General features: G+C 57.4%; 10 protein-coding genes. All 10 read right to left on the bottom strand.

What is annotated here, in order from left to right; all coding sequences use genetic code 11:
* Positions 1-407: 407 nt before the first annotated feature.
* Positions 408-2,894, bottom strand: a complete 2,487-nt coding sequence (locus K0B87_05850; protein ID MBW6514263.1) for a hypothetical protein — start codon at positions 2,892-2,894, stop codon at positions 408-410.
* Entirely contained in the window at positions 2,891-3,943 is a 1,053-nt protein-coding gene (locus K0B87_05845; protein ID MBW6514262.1) for an undecaprenyl/decaprenyl-phosphate alpha-N-acetylglucosaminyl 1-phosphate transferase, read from the bottom strand. Before K0B87_05845 ends, K0B87_05850 begins: the two co-directional genes overlap by 4 nt.
* Positions 3,937-5,079 (bottom strand): glycosyltransferase, encoded by a 1,143-nt coding sequence (locus K0B87_05840; GenBank protein ID MBW6514261.1) that lies wholly within the window; start codon positions 5,077-5,079, stop codon positions 3,937-3,939. Before K0B87_05840 ends, K0B87_05845 begins: the two co-directional genes overlap by 7 nt.
* Complete coding sequence (locus K0B87_05835; protein MBW6514260.1) at positions 5,076-6,743, bottom strand: hypothetical protein; 1,668 nt, start codon at positions 6,741-6,743, stop codon at positions 5,076-5,078. Before K0B87_05835 ends, K0B87_05840 begins: the two co-directional genes overlap by 4 nt.
* Before the next feature lie 867 nt (positions 6,744-7,610).
* Positions 7,611-9,461 (bottom strand): T9SS type A sorting domain-containing protein, encoded by a 1,851-nt coding sequence (locus tag K0B87_05830; protein MBW6514259.1) that lies wholly within the window; start codon positions 9,459-9,461, stop codon positions 7,611-7,613.
* A gap of 411 nt (positions 9,462-9,872) precedes the next feature.
* Positions 9,873-15,332, bottom strand: a complete 5,460-nt coding sequence (locus K0B87_05825) for a T9SS type A sorting domain-containing protein (protein ID MBW6514258.1) — start codon at positions 15,330-15,332, stop codon at positions 9,873-9,875.
* A gap of 63 nt (positions 15,333-15,395) precedes the next feature.
* Entirely contained in the window at positions 15,396-16,817 is a 1,422-nt protein-coding gene (gene glnA / locus K0B87_05820; protein MBW6514257.1) for a type I glutamate--ammonia ligase, read from the bottom strand.
* A 51-nt stretch (positions 16,818-16,868) separates the two neighbouring features.
* A complete protein-coding gene (locus K0B87_05815) occupies positions 16,869-17,501 on the bottom strand; it encodes a site-2 protease family protein (protein MBW6514256.1) in 633 nt (210 codons plus the stop codon).
* A 19-nt stretch (positions 17,502-17,520) separates the two neighbouring features.
* Complete coding sequence (gene tyrS, locus K0B87_05810; GenBank protein ID MBW6514255.1) at positions 17,521-18,723, bottom strand: tyrosine--tRNA ligase; 1,203 nt, start codon at positions 18,721-18,723, stop codon at positions 17,521-17,523.
* 97 nt (positions 18,724-18,820) lie between these two features.
* Positions 18,821-19,264 carry a hypothetical protein gene (locus tag K0B87_05805; protein ID MBW6514254.1) on the bottom strand — a complete coding sequence of 148 codons (444 nt, stop codon included), beginning with the start codon at positions 19,262-19,264 and terminating at the stop codon, positions 18,821-18,823.
* Positions 19,265-20,140: the final 876 nt, after the last annotated feature.

Here is a 20,140-nt window from a genome sequence, read left to right as displayed (position 1 = left end):
TGTGAAAAGTGTCCAAACTACTGATTGGCGGTGCAATAGGGATGCTAAAGACTGGATCCCGGGTCAAGCCCGGGATGACAAGCAATGCCTGTATTATTAGTGAAAATCACTATGTGCAACGGTCTTCCTCGTATTATAATGCGACGGCTAAAGCCGCCGCCTATTGTCCTGCACCCCACCTGCGGCGGGGTTTGTCAATGCGCAAGACAACTTCGAATGCCAACCATGGTTTACAGTTCCACCTCCCTTGCGGCGGGGTTGGTCAATGGGCAAGACTATTTCGAAGCAACACCCAACCGTGATTACCAGTTCCACCTCCCTTGCGGCGGGGTTGGTCAGCCATCAAGACTACTTCGATGAACACCAAACAGGGCTTTTTGGTTGCACCCCACCTGCGGCGGGGTTGGTTATCGAATCAGCGCGATCTTCCCTGTCGCCCGGTTCCCCTTGGCGTCGTTCACGATCACGAAATAGACCCCCGTGCCGCACTTTTTCCCCGCGAGATTGAAGCCATCCCAGGCAAAGCGGGCGAACTCGTTTTCCTCCAGCTTGATCACCAGCGCTCCGGAAGCATCGTAGATCCGGCACTGGTTTTGGCCACGGGGCATGGTCTCCTCGGGTGAGTTGGTGATGATCGCGGCATTGCGCCCATCCGGACGGAAGGGATTGGGATGGATCTTCAGATTTTGCAGGGTGGTAACGGGCTTGATCGAACGTCCGATGGAAAGGGTGTTCAGGCCTTCCGGTGTTCCCACCAGCAGCAGGCCTTCCATGGGCAGATAACCCAGGGCGGTGATGTAGTTTGAAAGGAGGGGTGAATTGGCCTGGAAATAGTTGGTGAAGCGTTCCGTCTGGGGATTGTACATGCTGATGCCGTGTTCCAGACTGCCGATCCAGACCCGGTTGAAGGGGTCCAGATAGATCGCCGTGGGAGTGGTGCGCACGGAGCCGTAGAGCCTTTCCTCGTCCTCATAATAGAGCAGGTCGTTTTCCCACAGCCTGGTGACGCCGTTGTATTTGAAGCGCTTGATCGAGGTGTCCCATCTGTACCAATTTTGCTCGTTCCACATGAACAGGCCCGTGCTGGCCGCGATCCAGTGCTGGATGCCTTCATAGGGGCTGGTGAGGGTGACGACGCCGTAGACCTCGCAGTTGCTCAGGTCCGAGGGATCAGGGATCAGCCAATGCCCGCCGTCCGTGACCGGGATGGAGTCATCGTTCCAGATCACCAGCCCGCGGTCGTTGTTGGTGCCGAAGAAATACTGGCGGCCGTTGTGGAAGCTGTAGATGGAGCGCTGATCGACGCTGTTGGGAATGAGGAACTCGCCGATGTGGTTGTCATCAGGGCCCAGCACGGTGAAACCGTCGTCGTAGCAGGCTATGAGCATGTTCCCGTGGGTATCTTGGGAGATATGGACCGCGGTGTTGCCCAAGAGAGCCGCCGAGCCGGGGATGTAAGCGCCCCAGTTCTGGGCCTCGTCGTTCCAGATCGCCGTGCCGCTTCTCTGGATCAGCTTCCAGACGTCATTCTCCTCGTCCCAGACCGAGACCCCGAAGCGCCAGCCGGGAGGGCTGATCTGGCTGTTCACGTCGAAGGTCCCGAACCATTTGCGGTCGTGGCTGTCCACCGCCACGGTGAATACATTGTCCGTGTGGATGGGGCTGTTGGCGATGGTGAAGGTCTCCCACCAGCCCTGATAAAACTTGCTGGCCCCCAGCGAACTCTTGCGCGTGAGGGCGGCGCTCAGCGCTCCGCTGGAGAACCAGGCCGCGTGCTTGGCATCCGTGGCGATGTTGCGGACCTTGGGAAAGCCGATGGACTGGGACCGGAAATTGGACCACTGGCCCCCATTCCCCTCTCCCGCGAAAATGCCGTCGCCCCAGGAGCAGAGATAGATCCTGCCCTCATGGCTGACGATCCTGCGGATGCTCTTATCCCCCAGGCCGGATTCAAACTTGGCCATGTGGCTCACTGCCCCGTCGGACGCGATGCTGGTCAGCAGGGTGTCCACGGACCGGGTGTAGATGAGCAAATCTTCGTTCCAGAGCCCGTAGGACAGCCAGATCGTGTTGAGTTCGTCGATGCAGGCGCTGGCGATCACCTCGCCCAGAATGCCTGTCGTTTGGTTGTAGCTTTGCCAGCCGGGGGTCCAGGGATCGCTGGAATGCAGATGCGCGGAGGTGGGGGTGGCGATGAGCAGCTTCTCCTGGTTCACGGAAAGCTTGTTCTCCGAACCCGCGGCAAAGGGTGGGGAAGCGAAGCTGTGCCAGGCGGAATCTATGTCCAGAGAATCCAGGTGCACGAAGTTGAGGCCCAGATTGCTGCTCAGGAAAAGATAGTCATTGGCAGCCAGGGCCATGGCGTCGATGGAGTTGGAAAGCAGCCCGCCGCCGGTGTTTTGGGCGGTGTACTGATGCAGCTGGAGCGGGAAGTTCACGCCCTCGAGATAGTAGTACAAGGCCAAACCGCCGTTGGTGGCGACCAGGATGTTGGACCCGTATTCCACGATCCCGGTGACGCGATTGGATGGCAGGCCCAGGTCCGTGTTAAGCTGTTGCACGCCAAGGGGATTGACGATGCTGATCCCGTCCGCGGAACTGCCCAGCCAGAGGCTTTGGGAAAAGCTGACATAGGCCAGGTTGCGCACATCGTTGGAAGCCAGCCCAGCGGCCGTGGTCAGGACCCTGTTTTCCAGCATTTCGGAAATGGTTACGTCCCCTCCTGCCGGCGGTGGCATCAGTTGCACCACTCCGCCCCAGGTGGAGAAATAGATTGATCCGTCCTGCGCCATGAGGTCGTGGACGTGGCTGGTGTTGGTGATGGTCTGCCAGGCGGCGGCGTTCAGGACCAGCCAGCCCAGCAGGATCGCAAGCGTCAAAACTTGTCTTTTCATTTCTTTCTCTCCTGCCGCATCAATACATAGGCCACCACCACCATCAGGATCAGCAGTCCCAGCAGCACCGCGAAGAGGATCTTCTTGGAGGAGAAGGAAAAGCCGATGGCGATGAGGCCAAAAAGCAGCGTCACGGTGTACACGATCAGGGAGATCGCTTTCTGGGAAAGCCCCAGGGCCAGCATGGCGTGGTGGAGGTGGGATTTGTCCGCGGCGAAAATGCTGCCCATGCGCAGGCGGCGGAACACTGCCAGGGACATGTCGATGAGCGGAATGGCCAGCACGGATAGGGGGATGATCAGGGTCATCGAGGTGATGCCCTTGTATTGGGCGGTCCCGGCGGTCGAGATCGCCGCGATGATCAGGCCGTTGAATTGGGCCCCGGTGTCGCCCAGGAAGATCTTTGCCGGATGGAAGTTGAAGCGCAGGAAAGCCAGATTGCCCGCCAGCAGAAAGGCCGAAAGGGTAGTCACCAAAGCATTGCTTTCCTTGATCCCCACGATCAGCAGCACCGCGCAGACGATCACGCAGATGCCGCTGGCCAGGCCGTCGATCCCGTCGATCAGGTTGATGGCGTTGAGCACCGCGAGATACCAGATCAGGGTGACCGGAAAGGAGAGCCAGCCGAGGACGAATTCCGGGCCGAAGGGATTGGTGACGGAAAGCACGCGGAACCCGATGAAATACATGAGGATGCCCACTCCCAACTGCCAGAGGACCTTGTAGCGGGCCCGGCTTTCATAGCGGTCGTCGATCACCCCGAAAAGCAGGACCAAGCCGCCCACTCCGGCCATCTGGATCAGCATCCATTTGCTTTCCCCGGGCAGTAAGGCAAGCGCGAAAACGATCTGGGCCAGGAGCAGAGGCAGTCCGAAGGACAGGCCGCCCGCTTCCGGGATGCAGGTTTTGTGGATCCTGCGTTCGTTGGGTTGGGCCACGATCTTGAATTTGTTGGAAAACCTGATGTTCAGGGGAACCAGCAGATGAGTGAGCAGATGGATGCCCAGGCTGAAGATGATGATGTTCAGGGCCAGGCCCGGATTCATGATGTTTCCTCGCTTTGGTCCGGAGTAGACCGGTAGAGTTCCAGATAGGCCGAGACCATGCTGCCGTGGTCACAGATATTTCTGACGCGCTCGAGAGCGGCGCGCCCCTTGCCAAAAACCTTGTTGGGGTCATCAGCAGCGTCTTTCAGGCACTTAACCAAAGCAGCCGGATCGTCCAATGGCACGGTCCAGCCGCAGCTTTCATCCACCAGCTCCAGGATGGAGGGGATGCGGGAGCCGATGACTGGCAGGCCGGAGTGCATGGCCTCGATGATGCTGAACGGCTGGGCTTCCCAGCGCGAATAGAGGACAAAGCAGTCGAACAGCGCCAGCCATTTGGATACGTCCGGGTCCCAGCCAGGAAAAAGGATCCGCTCGTTGAGTCCGTGGGAGCGCACGATCTGCCGGCAGAGGGGAAGATGCTCGCCTTCGCCCACCAGGATGATGCGCAGGCGGGGCTGGAGCCGGCAGGCCTGGCAGGCCGCGGAGACCAGGCTGACCACGTTTTTCTGCTCGGAAAAGCGCAGGGTTGAGCCCACCACAAAGTCCGCCTTGTCCGGGCTGAATTTGCGTTCCGCGGCGATCTTATCCAGTTTTGCTGCCTGGTCCGGAGGCAGCGCGTTGTTGATGGTGATGGCCTTGGCTGCTGGCAGCAGGCCGAGAGCGAGGCACTTCTCCCGGTCCGAATTGTTCACGAACACGACCCGGTGGCAAAACCGGTTCCCCAGTTTCTCCAGCGCCTGGTAAAACCTTTGCCGGAGGCGGCTTTGGCCCTCTTGGAAAGCGGTCCCATGGGCCGTGTAGATGATCACCGGCACCCGGCAGATGGTGGCAGCCAGGCGTCCCAGCAGTCCCGGCTTGGAGGAATTGGTGTGCACGATGTCGAAGCGATGGCGCTGCATCAGCCACAAGAGTTCAAGGAAGGCGACGATGTCCAGGAGCGAGATGGGATGGCGCAAACTGCGCACCGGCAGATACTTGTAGCCCCGGGAACGCGCCGCGTCCACAAATTCCCCGCCCGGCTGGGAGGCCACCCAGATCTCAAATTCACCCTCAGGCAGGCCTGACAGCAGGTGGAGGCTGAAATTCTGCACCCCGGTCAGCAGGGGCAGGAGCTGCAGATGGAGGAGCTTTTTCACGCGTCCTTGTTCAGCCTGATCACGGCGATGGAGCCGGCCGGCACGCCAGCGAACCTGATCAGGTTGCCTTCCAGCGTCCCCGGCAGGCCTTCGATCTCTTTGATTTTGGCGTCGTTGAAGATCTGCAGGCAAAAATGTTCCATCTCGTCCGGAAAATAGACGCTGATCTCGTATTCGGCCTCTTCGATGGTGACCCGGCCACGCTTTTCCCACCAGGCGACGAGCTCTTCCGCGGTGGGCACCCAGGCGCCGCTGGCCTTGATCAGTTCCAGGGCGTAGGAATAAAACTTCCTGCAGTAATGGATGTCCGCGTAGCTGGCCAGGCTGAGGTCGAGACCGAAGACCCCTCTGGCGCGCAAGGTGTTTTGGAAAAACTTCTTGAGCAGGTGCTTGGCCGCATCGAGCTGCAAGTATTTGTAGCGGTTGACCTTGAGCTGGGCGTCGTGAAAGACGGTGGGCAATTCCCAAAAACTCGCCTTCAGGCCCGCAATCCAAGGCTGGTAGGGAACGGAGACGCCGCTCACATAGCCCGGGGATTCCTGCCGGGCGGTGCTTTGGCTGAAGGAGGGGGCCAGCTTGTTATGCAGGTCGCGCAGGGTCTCGTTCATCCGGTAGTTGAGCTGGCGGATCCCCACCAACTGTTTGTGCAGTTGGTGGAGCATGATCTGCTTGCGGGATACGAATTCGTCCCGGTTCAGTTTGTCCGCGGTCATCAACAGCGCCACGTCGTTCCCATCGCGCTGCAGCTGCCCGATCTCTTCCTGCAGGTCGGCATCGTCGAGGTTGTAGTTGATGAAGTCGTTCTTTTCCGGGGCGATGAACCAGGTGCTGCGGAATCCCGCCTCGCGCTCCAGTTCCCGGAATTCGTCGAAATTCCAGTAGAGCTCGATGTTGGTGAAGAGAAAGCGGAACTTCCCGGCCAGGTTGTTAAACAGCTGGCGCAGGTTCAGCGTGACGAGTAACACCAGGTCCACAGCCACGGAGAGGATCAGCGAAGCGTAGCTCCATTTCTGGAGGTTGTCCACGCTGTGGGAAAGCGTTGCTGCCGCCTGCTGCGCCTCAGGCCAATACTGCTTTTGGACGATATAGACCCCCTTGGCGCGCGTGTGTTCCTTGATCATGGAATCGACCAGCCAGAGCAGGTTGTCCACATAGGGCATCTCGCGCTGGGGATGGAACTGGCTGGCCTCTTCGGGATAGTAGCCTTCGGGAGTGCGCGTGCTGTCGATCCGGGGCTCCATTTCCGCCAGGTGGAAAAAGATGTTGCCCACGAGGTCAAAATTGATCTTGCCGGCGTGGATGGAGCTGTCGGAATAGTTCTCCGCCGGATAGTCGAATTTGCGGGCCGAGATCACGGGAGTCATGGACAACAGCTTGATCGTCTTCAGCGAACGGCGGAGCTTTTCCACGCTGTAGGCCCCTGGTTCGAACAGGCCGGGGTCGCTTTGGATGAAAATGGTGATGTAATGGCGGGCGATTCTCTTCAGTTCATCCACCGTGGGGTCCGTGTACCCGTAGATGAAGAGAATGTCGTTTTCCTTGAGCTGGCCGGTGTCCGAGATGAAGCAGTGACCGTAGCCCAGCGTCTGGAAGATGAAGCTGAAGGCGTACCTTATCTCGTTTTGGAACCGGGTCAGCTTATAGTCGATGAATATCGAGATCATGCTCTGGCCATACCACCAATTATCGTTTTATATCCTTAAAATTTTGTTTTTCCATAATGTCAAGTAAAATCGTAAGGATAGGCTCATTGTGAAGTTTCCTGGCCCTTGTTCGCTCATGCTGTTTACAACAAAGTAAAGACCCCGGGGAAAAATGTATCAAAGTGGTGGGTCCGGAGCAAAGTGTGCTGAGAACTGTGGATTCCGGATCGTTCGATCCTGCCTGGGGATCAATATCAGGGTTCAGGAGATGATTTCAAGTCCGGAGGACGACAGTGCATTAGCACGGTATGGAGCGCAGCGGAATGCCGTGATAAATGGCATCCTGGCTGGATGTTTTTCCCCACCCCTCCCCAAACACATATCACATCTGTGTTTGGGGAGGGGTGGGGCCATGAAACATTGATGCCTGCGTATTGAAATACGACGGCTGAATCCGCCGCCTATATTCCTGCACCCCACCTGCGGCGGGGTTTGTCAACTGCAGCCCCTTTGGGGGCGACATGTGATAGCCTGCAGTCCAGCGAAACTGCAGGAATGGAAGATGAACAACAAGGGTAAGCCCCTTTGGGGCGACACTGCAAAACCCTCGCCATGGATATGTATCGCCCCTCCGGGACTCAACCGCGTATATCTCACGTCTGTTTGTGCGGCCAGAACCTATTCCCATGGCCTGTGCCGGTGGTGATCTCACCCAACACATCCCGAACAAACTTCGGGATGTGTAAGCCGAATGCGCGACCAGGACAGCATGATCAGATGAGGCCGGGCCTGGTTTCTGCCAGAGGCAAAAAACCCCGGAATTGCTTCCGGGGTCAGATTAATCAACCAGTAACGAGGGGGTCGAACGGAATACCCTTTCTTGTGTTTCTATTTAAGCATCAGCATCTTGCGCGTGGAGCTGTGCTCTGGGGCCTCCATGCGGCAAAAATAGACTCCGCTCGAAACGGGGCGGCCGGAAGCGTCATTCCCGTTCCAGACCAGGCTGTGGTTTCCGGCGGCTTTTTCCCCGTCCAGGAGGGTGGCCACGAGCTGGCCTTTCAGGTTATAGATCCCGATCCGGACAACGGAGGCCTCTTTGAGGCCAAAGCTGATCGTGGTGCTGGGGTTGAAGGGGTTGGGATGGTTGCCTTGCAGGCTGGTGGCAAGGGCCGGAACGGACGGATCATCGGCCGGGCTGCCGCTGCTGAAGAAAAAAGTGATCTTGGGCAGTGGGATTCCCGGGTCGAAGGTCCACGCCGGGGGATCGGCCGGGTCGAATTCGGTTCCATCAGAATATACATTCAGGGCCCGGTTGTCACCCAGCGTCTGGCAATAAAACTGGTCGTAATAGGAATAATATACCGTGTCCATGGGCCGGTTTACCATCATCACCAGGTTGCCGCCGAAATAGGGATAGGGGTTGGTGAAGGGAATGTTGATCACATTCTCGCCGCTCGGATAATCCACCGGCCCATCATAAACCAGGGAGAGTTGGGTGGAGGGGATCCAGCCACCGCTGAGGTCGGCAACCGTGGCCGCGCCCAGCCAGATCTTGGTGGGCTTGGCTGGCAGGTTGGTTAAAAAATTGTTGTACAGCGAGATCCCGATGACCGAGGTCTGGCCAAAACCCAGCTCGGAAGGGTAAAAGATGCCTTCCCAGAGGCTGTTCCGGTAATACATGTTCAGGGGGATCAGCTCCAGCAGGTCTCCCTCACCGATGCTTACCGTGCCTGTGCCCGCCGGAAGGATCCACAGCGGCAGAGGCGGGGTCTGGTCGTTGTCTGTAAACTCATCCCCGGGGAGCACCACCTTGCCGTGGATGGTGAGCAGGCCGGGATTCGCCGGGATCCAGCTCAAGTTGTAAACAATGGTCTGGCCGGGCTGGATCGGAGTACCCACAACCGAGGCCAGTTCTACGTTGGCGGCTGTGATCAGCTTGACCTGGTAGATGGCCTGGGAATACACTCCCGCGTTCTGGACGGTAACCGTATAGGTGGAAGTGCTTCCCACGTGGGGATTTGAAGGGCCGGTGATGGAAAGGGCGGCCAGGTCGTTGTTCGAAAGTGCGCTGGGCGTGAATTCGTAGATCACGTTCAAAGCCGGAAACGCTGAGATCTGCGCGTTTTCGGTGGTCGTGGAAGCCGTGGCGGGATTTCCCGGAGTCACGCTGTAGAACCAGCCGCTGCCGCCCGGGGCCATGTTGATCCCGATGGAAGCATAAGCATAGCTGGGAGTCCCGTTGCGCGGGCCATACTTCATGTCCACCTTGCCGGATTCGTGGAGGCGAACCTGAAAGCTAAACTGGTTGTTGGCGGAATAACTCCATCTCGCGTTGGTGTACTGGACCGTAAAGACCCGGTTGGGAGTTGAGCCACTCAGCAGGGTCTGCACGTTGCCGTCGCCCATGCTGAGGTCGTCCCACAGCGGAGCGAGAACCGGGCAATACTGCGTTGACGCCAGTTGGTTTCCGAGCATGCTGGAAGAGAAATTGGTGCCCAATCCCACCCAGCCGTTCGAGGAGATCATGATCTGCGAGAAACTTTGCAGTCCATAGGTAAAATCAAAACCGATGTCGATCGGTTCGGAAAGCTGATCGTCCCCTTGCACCGAAGTCACTTGAGTTCCAGTGATGGCGGTGTAGGTTTGGGTGGTGGCATTGAAGTCGTAAAAATCGCCAATGGTCGCCCAGGATAAACAAGCCGCGGTGAGCAGCGCGCATAGCAAAACAAGTCTTTTCATCGTTCCTCCCTTAAATTGGAAATATGAAAAACCACATTTGAGGCATCTTAATCTGTGTCAAGCTAATTATTGCTCAAATACTGGAAAGGTCTACCGAACAACGGGTTGGCGGCATGGCTGATGCATGTTAAATGGCTCTCTTTCAAACCAAGTGGGTCAGATGTTCAGACGCAGATTGAAGGGGTGGCAAATTCCGATTTGCCACAGCGGTCAAAGACCGCTTCTGAAAGCAGCCTTGCTGCCTTTGCCAAATGGGAGATCAGCAACCCGCTGCTTGGGCATCCGGATTTGACGCTCCAATCACCCACTCGATTTGAAAGAGAGCTTAAAAAAAGCCCCGGAGGCATTTCCGGGGCTCGCTAACTCAACCAGTACAGAGGAGATTATATGGGTTAATTCATTGTCAGATAACTATTTGAGCATCAGCATCTTGCGGGTGGAGCTGTAGTCCTTGGTCTCCAGGCGGTAGAAATACACTCCCGAGGAGACGCTGCGCTCTTTGCCGTCGCGCCCGTCCCAGACCAGCCTGTGGGAGCCGGCATTGAGAGGGCCGTTGGCCAGGACCCTGACGAGCTGGCCCTTGACGTTGTAGACGCTCAGTTTCACGTTCCCAGCCCTGGCCAGGTCAAAGGAAATGCTGGTGCTGGGATTGAAGGGGTTGGGATAGTTGTTGTTCAGCCTGGTCACCAGTCCGGGTGTCGGCTCTTCCGAATTGGAAGGGATGAAGGGGAACAGGAAAGCCAGGGTGTCGCTGGGCGCGCCTTCATTATTGAGATAAACGGCGCAGACATAGTACTTGTAGCTGCCTTCCAGGGCGATGGCCTCGCTGTAGGAGGTGGAGGTGGTCTGCTGGACCAGGTCGAAGGGGCCGGAATCGAATTTCCGGTAGACATGGTAGGTCATCACCGGCAGCACCGGATCGTAAGGCTCTGTCCAATTCAGGGTAACCAGCCCGGTGTCGTTGTCGACGTCGAAACTGGCTTCGGTGGGCTCGGGCAGGTAGATGAGGGTGAAATCCGCCAGGTGCACAGGATCATTGGGAGATATCTGGATGTTGTTGATGCTGGCGGGCTGATGGTAATAGAGCAATGCCGTTGCGGAATAGGTGCCGTTGGGCAGATAGAGCCTGTAGCTGCCATCCGCCTTGGGATGGGTGGCAAAGTGGTTGTCCGAGGTCACCAGAACATCCGTCACCGGCGCGGAAGAGGCTGGGATCACGGTGCCGTGGATGTATCCGGTTTTCTGGTTCACATTGCTGAGCTCGAAGTTGTCGATGAACCAGCCGATGTTATTGGTAGCACCGTCGGAACCCATGCGGAAGCGCAGCATGATGAGCTGGCCGGCGTAGTTGTTCAGATTCACCGACACCGTTTCCCAATTGGAGATGCTTCCCGAGTAACCGGGCTGGCCGCTCAGGCCGGTGAGGCTGGAATAGGGATATCCTCCCACGGGCGTCAGCGTCGTCCAGGTATCGCCATTGTTTGTGGAGATGCTGATGTTGCCGCCGTCGTAGCCGGCCTCGAAACCGTATCTGTGTTTGAAGCTGAGCACGGCTCCGGCTTCCAGGGCAAAGATCGGCGTAACCAGGGTATAGTTGGCAAAATCGGGATAGTTGCCGCTCAGGGTGGTAGCCCAAAGCTTGGTTCCCGAGAATGGCGTAACCTGGGTCGGCGTTCCCCACACCCAGCCGATCTCGGAGATGAAGTTGCCGTTGTTGGTCTCGAAATCGTTGAATATCGTCGCCATGTTGTAGGGTATCATCAGATTGGTGTTCATGGGCAGCCCGTTGGAGATGGAAACGTTGAACTGGAAGGGGACATAATCCCCCAGGGCAGCCGTTCCCACGAACTGGAGCTCAAATTCGAACTGCATGATGACGTTGGCCGCGATCTCCGTATGCATGATGATGGGGTCGGAGATGATCACATCGCTGCTGGAGGTGCTGAGGGTGGCGAAAACGTCACGCGCCTGGACATCGGCGTGGTTGTTCAGGTTGATGACCAGCTTCACGGTTTCCAGGGGATCGATGATGCCGTTGAAATTGGTATCCGCGTCATTGATCATGAATGAATGGTAGGTCAGCACGGAAGCGTCCACGCGGAGGCTGAAGGAACGGTTCCAGACGACGTCGTTGTTGGTGATCTCCAGGTTGAAATCGACCACCGTGCCATTGGGGCAGTTGGGCGCGACGCTAAACACGAAAGGTGTGCGGTTTACGCCGAATTGGTCTCCCTCCAGCGGGAAATACTCGGAGCTGTTGTTCAGCATCGTGATGTGGGGATTGTCCGTGGAGAGGGTGGCAGAAACGTTTTCCGCGGTCAAATTGCCGATGTTGAGCAACTGCACTCCGAGTTCGATGGTCTCCCCTGGCTCGCAGACGCCATTTCCGTTCTCATCCTCGATGTAGGTTTCGCCCAGGATGACGTGCGCCTCGTAGTGGTAGATGGGAACGTTGGTGATGTAGATGGCGCGCTGGTGGCCCAGTGGCGAAGCGGCAGTGGGATACAGATTGCCGTAGGAATACTCGAGCCCCACCATGCCGGTGTGGTCCTCGATCCCGATCGTGGCATAGCAGCCATGGTTGTAGTTGCTGGTGGAGGCATTGACGTTGTTGAAAGTGTGCCATTGGATCTTGATCGGTCCGTCGCCCAGGGAGGTGGAGTGCACCGACTGGTCGTACAGGATGATCTGGAAGGTTTCCGGACTGGAGCCGTTGTAACCGCTCTTCATGTTGTACCATTCGATAACGAAGGCGTGGTTGTTGCGGTCGAACCAGGTGTAGATCCCGCTCCCGGCGTGGGTGGCCAGGTCATCCCAAAAAGCCGCGATCATGGGGTTGGGCCCCATCGGGCCGGGGATACGGTAGTTGCGGAATTCGGCATTCTCGGAAACTCCCATGGCAAGGAAGCCGTTGGAGCAGACCGTGATCTGGTTGTAGATGACGCCGTAGAACTGGAAGGGGAAGGGCAGGTCCACAACTGCCAGAGATTGGGCGCCAACCTGGTCTCCCTCATCGCCAGAATTGTAGCTGTCCGAGATCGCCAGGGCCGTTCCCAGTCCGCCCTCGGCCGGAGCGATTCCCACCCAGTCGTAGACCGGGCAGTCCTCATAGCTGGTGTCCTGGTCGTCGTAGATAACATAGCCGTAGGCATCCGGGCCCAGGGGATCGCCAACCGTCACCACGCCAACCGTGATCGAGAAATCGAGCCATTGCACGAAGCCGGCGTCGTTATAAAGCTTGAGCTGCATGGGAATGACCATTCCCGGCAGGAGCATGGGGCGTCCGTAGATCTCAAACATATCAGTGGAGGGAGTCACCTGGACGTTGTGCAGCAGGTCTCCGAAGTAGGCGGTGTGGTCGGTTACCGAAACCAGGTCGTTCAGGCTGTACAGGCGTCCCCAGATGTCGCTCACCCCGGTGGGGGCGATATTGCTGACTGTGATCGTGAAACCGGCCGTTTCGCCGGGATCCAGGACCTGGTTGCCGCCATTGGTGACCATGCTGTTGTTGTACATTATTTTGGCATTGTGGATCGGCACAAATTCCGAAACGTCATAGCTCTCGTTCTGGCTGTCCGTAAGCATCAGATGCAGGCGCATCATCACTTCATGCGGGGCGTCCGGGGCGATCTGCATGACCACGGGAGCGGTGTTGAAGCCCAATTCCGTGCCGGCGATGGTGGCATAGGTGACCAGAGAATCGACGAAAGTGACGTAGGGGCTGGTTGTGGTCACATATCCGCTGATCCCCGCGATCGGGTCCGCGCCGGTATTGATCAGTCCAAAGAGAAACTCGATAGTTTCGTCGGCATTGACCATTCCGTCATCGTTTCCGCTGGAAGCTCCGGTATTGTCATCGTCGATGACTATGATCCCGGGAACCAGGGTGCCGCTGTTATCCAAATTGATCGTCTGCTGCAGGGGTTTGAAATTGTGTTTGGAAACAGTCAGCACGCAAGCGTTGATGGTCATCGACTGGGGCAGGACCAGGATGATGTTGCCCTCGGCATCGGTGTAGCCGCGGCTGATGATGGACCCGCTTTGCGTGAGGGTCACCGAAGCGCCTTCCACCACGAGGTTCAGGCTGTCGCGCACGTTTACGTCCAGCAAGCTCAGACCCAGGGGTATGGTGCCGAGCGCGGTGATGTTGAAATGGTTGGGCGTGCCGGTGAACACTTCCATGGTCGGGTCGCCCATCAGATTGCACCAGTGGGTGAAGCTGGTCACGCTGGAAGGGGCGGCAACGCCATAGGTCTGAGACATGTAGAGCCTTCCGTTCAGCAAAGCCTCTCCCATGGTGCGCATGTCATACTGGTAGATCCCGCCGAAGATGCCGCCGTGCAGCACGTTGTTGAAACCGGTGTGGGTGCTCGATGTGCTCATGCCGATGCCGGTCACGGCGCCTTTAGGGGCGGCCGGGGTGCCATAACGGATGAATTGCTCCATCTCCGAGGTCCCGCTCGAATAGTTATTGGTGCCGCAGGTGATGTTCACCGCGTGCAGCAGCCTGTAACCGTTGAACAGGGCGGATTCAGCCGGAGGGGAGTAGTCGATGTAGCCGCGATAGCTGTAAAAGCCAACGCCCTGATTGATGGCGGCATTGATCTGGGTGGCCGCGGGGGAGGCGTTGTAGATCTCGGTGAAGGTGTAGTTCGGGTTCACGAACAGCGCCCTTTCCTTGATATACTTGCTGATATACATGGTGGAAATGCCGGAAGGGGAATTGTCCCCCACCAGCAGCATCCTGTCCAGCCAGTCGGCCGTGGCCAGGTTTATGTCCTTTTCATAGAGGTAGATCTTGGCAAAGAGCAACTGCAGTTGGGATAGGTTTTCCGCCGAGATGCGGCCGATGAAGCAGTCTCCCAGGATGTCGCTGCCGGCCAGATGGGTATAGGGATAATCTCCGGCCCCGCTGCTGACAGTGTAGGCGGGAATGCTGTAGGAGCCGCTGGTATCGCCCAGCAGGATCACGAAATCGGGCCGCGTGGCGGGGTTGTTATAGGCATTCTGGATGTAATTCTTGATCGTGGTGGTGCTGGAGCCCGCCTCATTCGCGGCAGTGCTGGCCAGGTCGACGTCCGCGCCCTTCTGCTTTTTCCAGAGCACATATTCGTTCAGCGCGGTCGTAAAGTTCGGATCGCTGTTGGTGCCGTAGATGATCAGATAGCGCGGGGGAACGTTCGAATACATGATATAGCGGTAATCATCGAAGTTCAGGATCATCGCTTCATAGATCTTGGCGAAAGCGGGGGAAACTGAAAGCAGTTCACCCTCCAGCTCGTTCATGCCCGGCTCCGGGGTGAAGTTCACCCGGAAATCCATGCTCTGGTTGATGGTCAGCTCCTGAGTCAGCGGATCCCAGAAGAATGGATTGACCTGCACATTGATGATGCGGAAATCGCGCAGGATCATCGGGTCGCTGTATTGGATGGCGCTGCTGGGATAGCTGGTGCCCGAGCCGTAGAAATCGGCGTCGATCACGAAGGACTTGGGGCTTTCCAAGGCACTGCCCTGCTGAACGGGATAGGCCTTGAACTGGGCCAGCACGTCCTGGCTGCTGCCCAGAGCCTCGATCTGCACGCTGCCCTGGCGCGGGATGGCCAGGTTCATGCTCAGCGTCGGCAGTTCCGGCAAGCCGCTTTCCAGGGTGCTGCCGGCATGGGGGATGAAAATGCGGTGGAAAACGTCTTCCCCGACCGCCAATTCCTCTATCTCAAAACTGGGCAGGGTGAAAGTGATATCCATGTGGCCGGCGCTCTTCGCCGTGATCGCGAAAGCCCTGGATTGCTGCGCGGGAACGTAGTCGCCGGATGCAGCAAGGACGATGCACACGCTCATACTCACCAGGAGTAATAGCATAATTCTCTTCATTGGGTTACCTCTATGGGGTTGAATCTGATTTGGCAGCTACAGATGCAATATGCGTTCCGAACTTTAAAGATTATAGTAAAGCAGCAGTTCGTGGGGATGGACCCGGTTCGCAACTGCCTCATGCTCAATGAGTTTGTGCTTGATGTGGGATTCGATCAGTTCCTCGTTGAAAACACCCCCCTGCAGCAAAAACTGGTGGTCCTGCTCCAGGCATTCCATGGCCTCTTTCAGGTTGGCGGGAATGGAGAGCAGCTTGGCCTTTTTCTGTTCGCTCCAGGCAAAGACGTTGTCGTCATAGGGCCCGAGGTTGGATTTGGCGGGGTCGGTCTTGTTCAGGATGCCGTCCAATCCGGCCAGCAGCAGGGCGCTCATCGCGAAATAGGGATTGCAGGTGGCGTCTCCGGTGCGGAATTCGAAACGCTTGCTTTCCGGCGTGTTGGCATATCTGGGGATGCGGATGGCGGCGCTGCGGTTGGCCAGGCCGTAAAAGAGCTTCACTGGGGCTTCGAAACCCGGCAGCAGGCGCTTGAAGCTGTTGGTGCTGGGATTGGTGAAGGCCACCAGGGCCCGCCCGTGCTTGAGGATGCCGCCGATGAACCAGATCGCCTTGTCGGAGAGGTCGGCATAGCCGCCTTTCTTATAGAATATGTTCTTGCCGCGCTTGTGCAGCATCATGTGGAAATGCATGCCGTTCCCGGCCTGGTTGTAGACCGGCTTGGGCATGAAGGTGGCCGTGAGCCCGAATTCCAGAGCGGTGCGGCGGATGATGTCCTTCATCACCATGGTGTCGTCGCAGATCTTGGGAAAGGCCAGCAATTCGGTCTCGATCTCCTGCTGGGAACTCAGCCCCACCTCGTGGTGGTGGTAGCGGACCTTGATCCCCTGTTCCTCGATGCGGTCCACCATGGCCTGGCGAAGCTCGTAATAGCGGTCGAAGGGGGTGTCCATGTGATAGCCTTTCCGGCCTTGCTGGGCCACGGCGTCGTCATCCTCAAAATCGAAGGGCAGGGCGTCCTTGCATTCTGCCGAGGTGACGGTGTAGCCGCTGGAGAATTCATCGCTGTTATATTCCACGGTGTCAAAGAGATGGAATTCCAGCTCGGGGATCCAGGTGCTCAGGTCCGCGATGCCGGTGGAAAGCAGGAAATCATGCGCCCTGAGGGCCACACTGCGGGGGTCTTTTTGCACGCCAATCCTGGTCTCCGCGTCGCAGATGGAGCAGATGAAGCGCAGGGTCGGCGTCTCATAGAACGGGTCCAGCTGCGCCGTGCTGATGTCCGGCATCAATACCATGTCTCCGGATTCCACGCTGCGCATGCCCGGGATCGAGGAGCCGTCGAAGGGCACGCCGTATTGAAGGACCTCTTCCAGCCCGCGCGCGGGGAAGGTGATGTGATACCAGCGTCCGTCCAGGCCGCAGTATTTGAGGTCGATCGCTTTGACCCTTTCCTTGTTGATCAGGTCGATGATTTTTTTCTTGTCCATGTCTCGTTCCTTGATTGTCTTTTTTATGTTAAAAAATTGTGAGGGAAGCGCTTAGCCCACGCCCAGCAGGTTCATCACCAGAATGATCGGCGGCAGGATCAGCCGGCCCACGATGTTCAGCCGCAGCAGGCTGGAAACGATGATGACCGCGAAGAGGATCATCATCCCCTTGCGCTCCTGGGCCATCCATTTGTAGTAGGCCTCGTCCGGCAGAAACATCCCCAAAACCTTGGACCCGTCCAGCGGTGGGACCGGGATCAGGTTGAAAAAGGCCAGCAGCAGGTTGAAGAACACCACGTAGAAGCAGACCACGGGAATGAACTGCGCCCCTTTATTGAGATGGAAGATCAGGGCGAAGAGGATGGCGATCAGGATGTTGGTCGTGGGGCCAGCCAAAGCGGACAAGCCCGTGTCCCGCTTGATGTTGCGGTAATTATAGGGATTCAGCGGCACCGGCTTGGCATAGCCGTAGATCACCCCGGCCGTGAAGTACATCAACAGCGGCAAAAGCACCGTCCCGAACCAATCTATGTGCCTGAGCGGGTTGAGGCTCAGCCGGCCCATGCGCTTGGCCGTGTCGTCGCCCAGCCAGTAGGAGACCAGGGCATGGCTGATCTCGTGCAGGATGATGGAATAGAACACCAATACGATCACGAACACGGTCACGCCGTGCTTGACCAGCATCAATTCAAATTGGGTCATGTCAAGCCCTCCTCAGGCGCAAAAACTTGCGCTTGCCGGCCCGGAGCACCAAGCCGTCGCGGACCTCGATCTCCAGGTCTGGCGAGGATACTTTCTCACCGTCGAGGGTCACACCCCCGCCCTGGACCAGGCGCTTGGCCTCGCCTCCGGAAGCGCATAAGCCGCTCTCGGTCAGCAGTTTAACGATGCGGACACGGTCTTCTCCGACCGCGAAATCCGGAATGTCATCCGGTATCTCGCGCTGGGAAAAAAGCTTCTCAAAGGCTGTCTGCGCCTCGCTCGCGGCCTCGGCACCATGGTAGAAGCCCACGATCTCCCGAGCCAGCCGTTTCTTCAGCAGCATGGGATTGGTGCCTCTGGCCAGTTCGCTTTTCACCTCGTCCAGAACCTCTTCGTCGGCGTTGGCGGCGTAGGTGAACCAGTTGACGATCAGGCTGTCCGGGATGGACATGACCTTGCCGAATTTCTCGTTGGGCGGGTCAAACACGGCGATGTAGTTGTTCAGCGATTTGCCCATCTTGTTCACGCCATCCGTGCCGGTGAGGATGGGCGAAAGCACCGCCACCTGCTGCTCCTGGCCGAAATGGCGCTGCATATCGCGGCCGCAGAGGATGTTGAATTTCTGCTCGGTGGCGCCCAGCTCGACGTCGGAATTTATCGCCACGGAGTCGTAGCCCTGCAGGATGGGATACATGATCTCGTGCATGCCCAGCGCCAAACCCTGTTCAAAACGGGTGCGGAAAGTGTCGTGGGCCATGAACTGGGCCAGGGTGAACCTGCCCATCAGCTTGAGCACGTCGCTCATCCCCATCTCTCCGAACCACTCGGTCTGGTAGCGGACCTCGGTCTGCTCGGGCTTGAGCACGGTGTAGAGCTGGTCCATGTACTTTTCGCTGTTGTAGAGGATCTCTTGATGCGTGAGCGGGGGCCGGGATTCGTCGCGCCCCGTCGGATCGCCGATCTGGGCGGTGAAATCGCCGATGATGATCACGCCGGTGTGCCCCAGGTCCTGAAAATCCCGCATCTTGCGGATGGGGACCAGATGGCCCAGATGCACGTCGTAGCCGGTGGGATCGATGCCAAACTTGATCCGGAGCGGAGTTCCGCTTTGGGCGCTCTTCTCCAGTTTGGCGACCATGTCCTCCAGCGGAATGATCTCGTCCGCGCCCCGGCGGATCACTTTCAATTCACTCTCGAAACGCATTTTATTCCTTTTGATAGCTTAACTTACTGAACAATAACCACAAAAATTAGGGGGCGGATTTGTCAAGCCTTTCCACCCCCTCGCGCCGATAATTGGCTCAGAGGCTGTGATCCAGGAGTTCCCAGTTCGAAACCGGGGCCAGCAGGCCGTCCTCGATCGCCGCCCTCACCGAGCGGCAGGGCAGATCCTGGCTCAGGACCTGTTCACGCGTGATCGCCCGCAGGTCCACCGTCTCCGGATACTTCTTTTGCATCGCCCACATCATCCGCGTGAACAGCGGATACCAGGACGGCACCAGAAGGCTTTCATCCTGATCGCGCAGCAGCGAAGCGTAGATCTTGAAATCGTAGCGGTAAGCCTCCGAAGGGTTTAGCTCCTTGAGCCGGCGGCTCACCGTGGTGTAGGTCGCGTTCTGCGGCAGCGCCGGCATCTTCGGTTTGTGGCGGGCCAGGGTGCGTTTCAGCCGCGGATGGTAATAGTAGACCAGCCCGTCCAGCTTGCCCGAAAACCCCGTAATCCCTTGTTTGACTTTGACTTTCATATCTTCCTCCTTATTCTGGTGCCATTCTTCGCCCTCCTTTCAGACTGTCAATCACTTCTTTATCCACTGTCTATCACTTGTCTATAATAGACAAGTGATAGGCAGTGGATAGCCAAGTGATTAAGAGCCAGGCCTGAGGGTGACCCGTCCTGAAATAGATTTTTCCTGATTATTCCCAGAGCAAAGGAATATGGCGGATCCCCCTCCTCCTCCTAAACACAGACGAAATCTGCGTTTTGAGGAAGTTGAGCCCGAGGACAGCTGCGCGGTTGTCCGCAATGCGCTAAGGCTGGATACCGCGGGAGTTTGTCATCTGTCCGGAATGGCAGATGAGGGTTCGGAACGTCAGGCGTCCCCGCCTGCCAAAGCCCGCAGGGCTTTTCTGAAGGCTCCTGCGGAGCCTGTCATACGAGGAAGTATGACGTTCCGAGCATTGCGTATGACGTTCCGCGCTTAGCCGCCATAGGGAAGTAGGGGCGCATTTTTTGCTTGACAAAAATCCGCGATCCATACAGGATGACAACAGGGAGGCTAAAGAAGAAGACAGAGCGTGAAAGGAGGTATGTCTATGTCTGGGTGCTGGGAATGTAAAAATCCCGCCAGATCAGTTTTCAGGAGAGTCGCGTCAATACGGCGTGAAGCGTTTTTCCATCTAGAGAGGTCTGTCCGGGCCGGGTCTGCAATATCAGGGCTGGAGCGGGCTTGACGGAGTTATCAATGTAATCTGTATCAGGAGGTAAATATGTATCAGAAGACCGTTGCACATAGTGATTTTCACTAATAATACAGGCATTGCTTGTCATCCCGGGCTTGACCCGGGATCCAGTCTTTAGCATCCCTATTGCACCGCCAATCAGTAGTTTGGACACTTTTCAC

The sequence above is a fragment of the Candidatus Syntrophosphaera sp. genome (genome assembly GCA_019429425.1).
Taxonomy (GTDB): Bacteria; Cloacimonadota; Cloacimonadia; order Cloacimonadales; family Cloacimonadaceae; genus Syntrophosphaera.
This window is presented reverse-complemented; position numbering and strand designations above follow the sequence as displayed.

What these genes read in the sequence shown, in the direction of transcription:
- K0B87_05850 (MBW6514263.1), bottom strand. Translation starts at nt 2,894, where the DNA reads ATGAAAAGACAAGTTTTGACGCTTGCGATCCTGCTGGGCTGGCTGGTC.
- K0B87_05805 (MBW6514254.1), bottom strand. Translation starts at nt 19,264, where the DNA reads ATGAAAGTCAAAGTCAAACAAGGGATTACGGGGTTTTCGGGCAAGCTG.
- K0B87_05830 (MBW6514259.1), bottom strand. Translation starts at nt 9,461, where the DNA reads ATGAAAAGACTTGTTTTGCTATGCGCGCTGCTCACCGCGGCTTGTTTA.
- K0B87_05815 (MBW6514256.1), bottom strand. Translation starts at nt 17,501, where the DNA reads ATGCTGGTCAAGCACGGCGTGACCGTGTTCGTGATCGTATTGGTGTTC.
- tyrS (MBW6514255.1), bottom strand. Translation starts at nt 18,723, where the DNA reads ATGCGTTTCGAGAGTGAATTGAAAGTGATCCGCCGGGGCGCGGACGAG.
- glnA (MBW6514257.1), bottom strand. Translation starts at nt 16,817, where the DNA reads ATGGACAAGAAAAAAATCATCGACCTGATCAACAAGGAAAGGGTCAAA.
- K0B87_05835 (MBW6514260.1), bottom strand. Translation starts at nt 6,743, where the DNA reads ATGATCTCGATATTCATCGACTATAAGCTGACCCGGTTCCAAAACGAG.
- K0B87_05825 (MBW6514258.1), bottom strand. Translation starts at nt 15,332, where the DNA reads ATGAAGAGAATTATGCTATTACTCCTGGTGAGTATGAGCGTGTGCATC.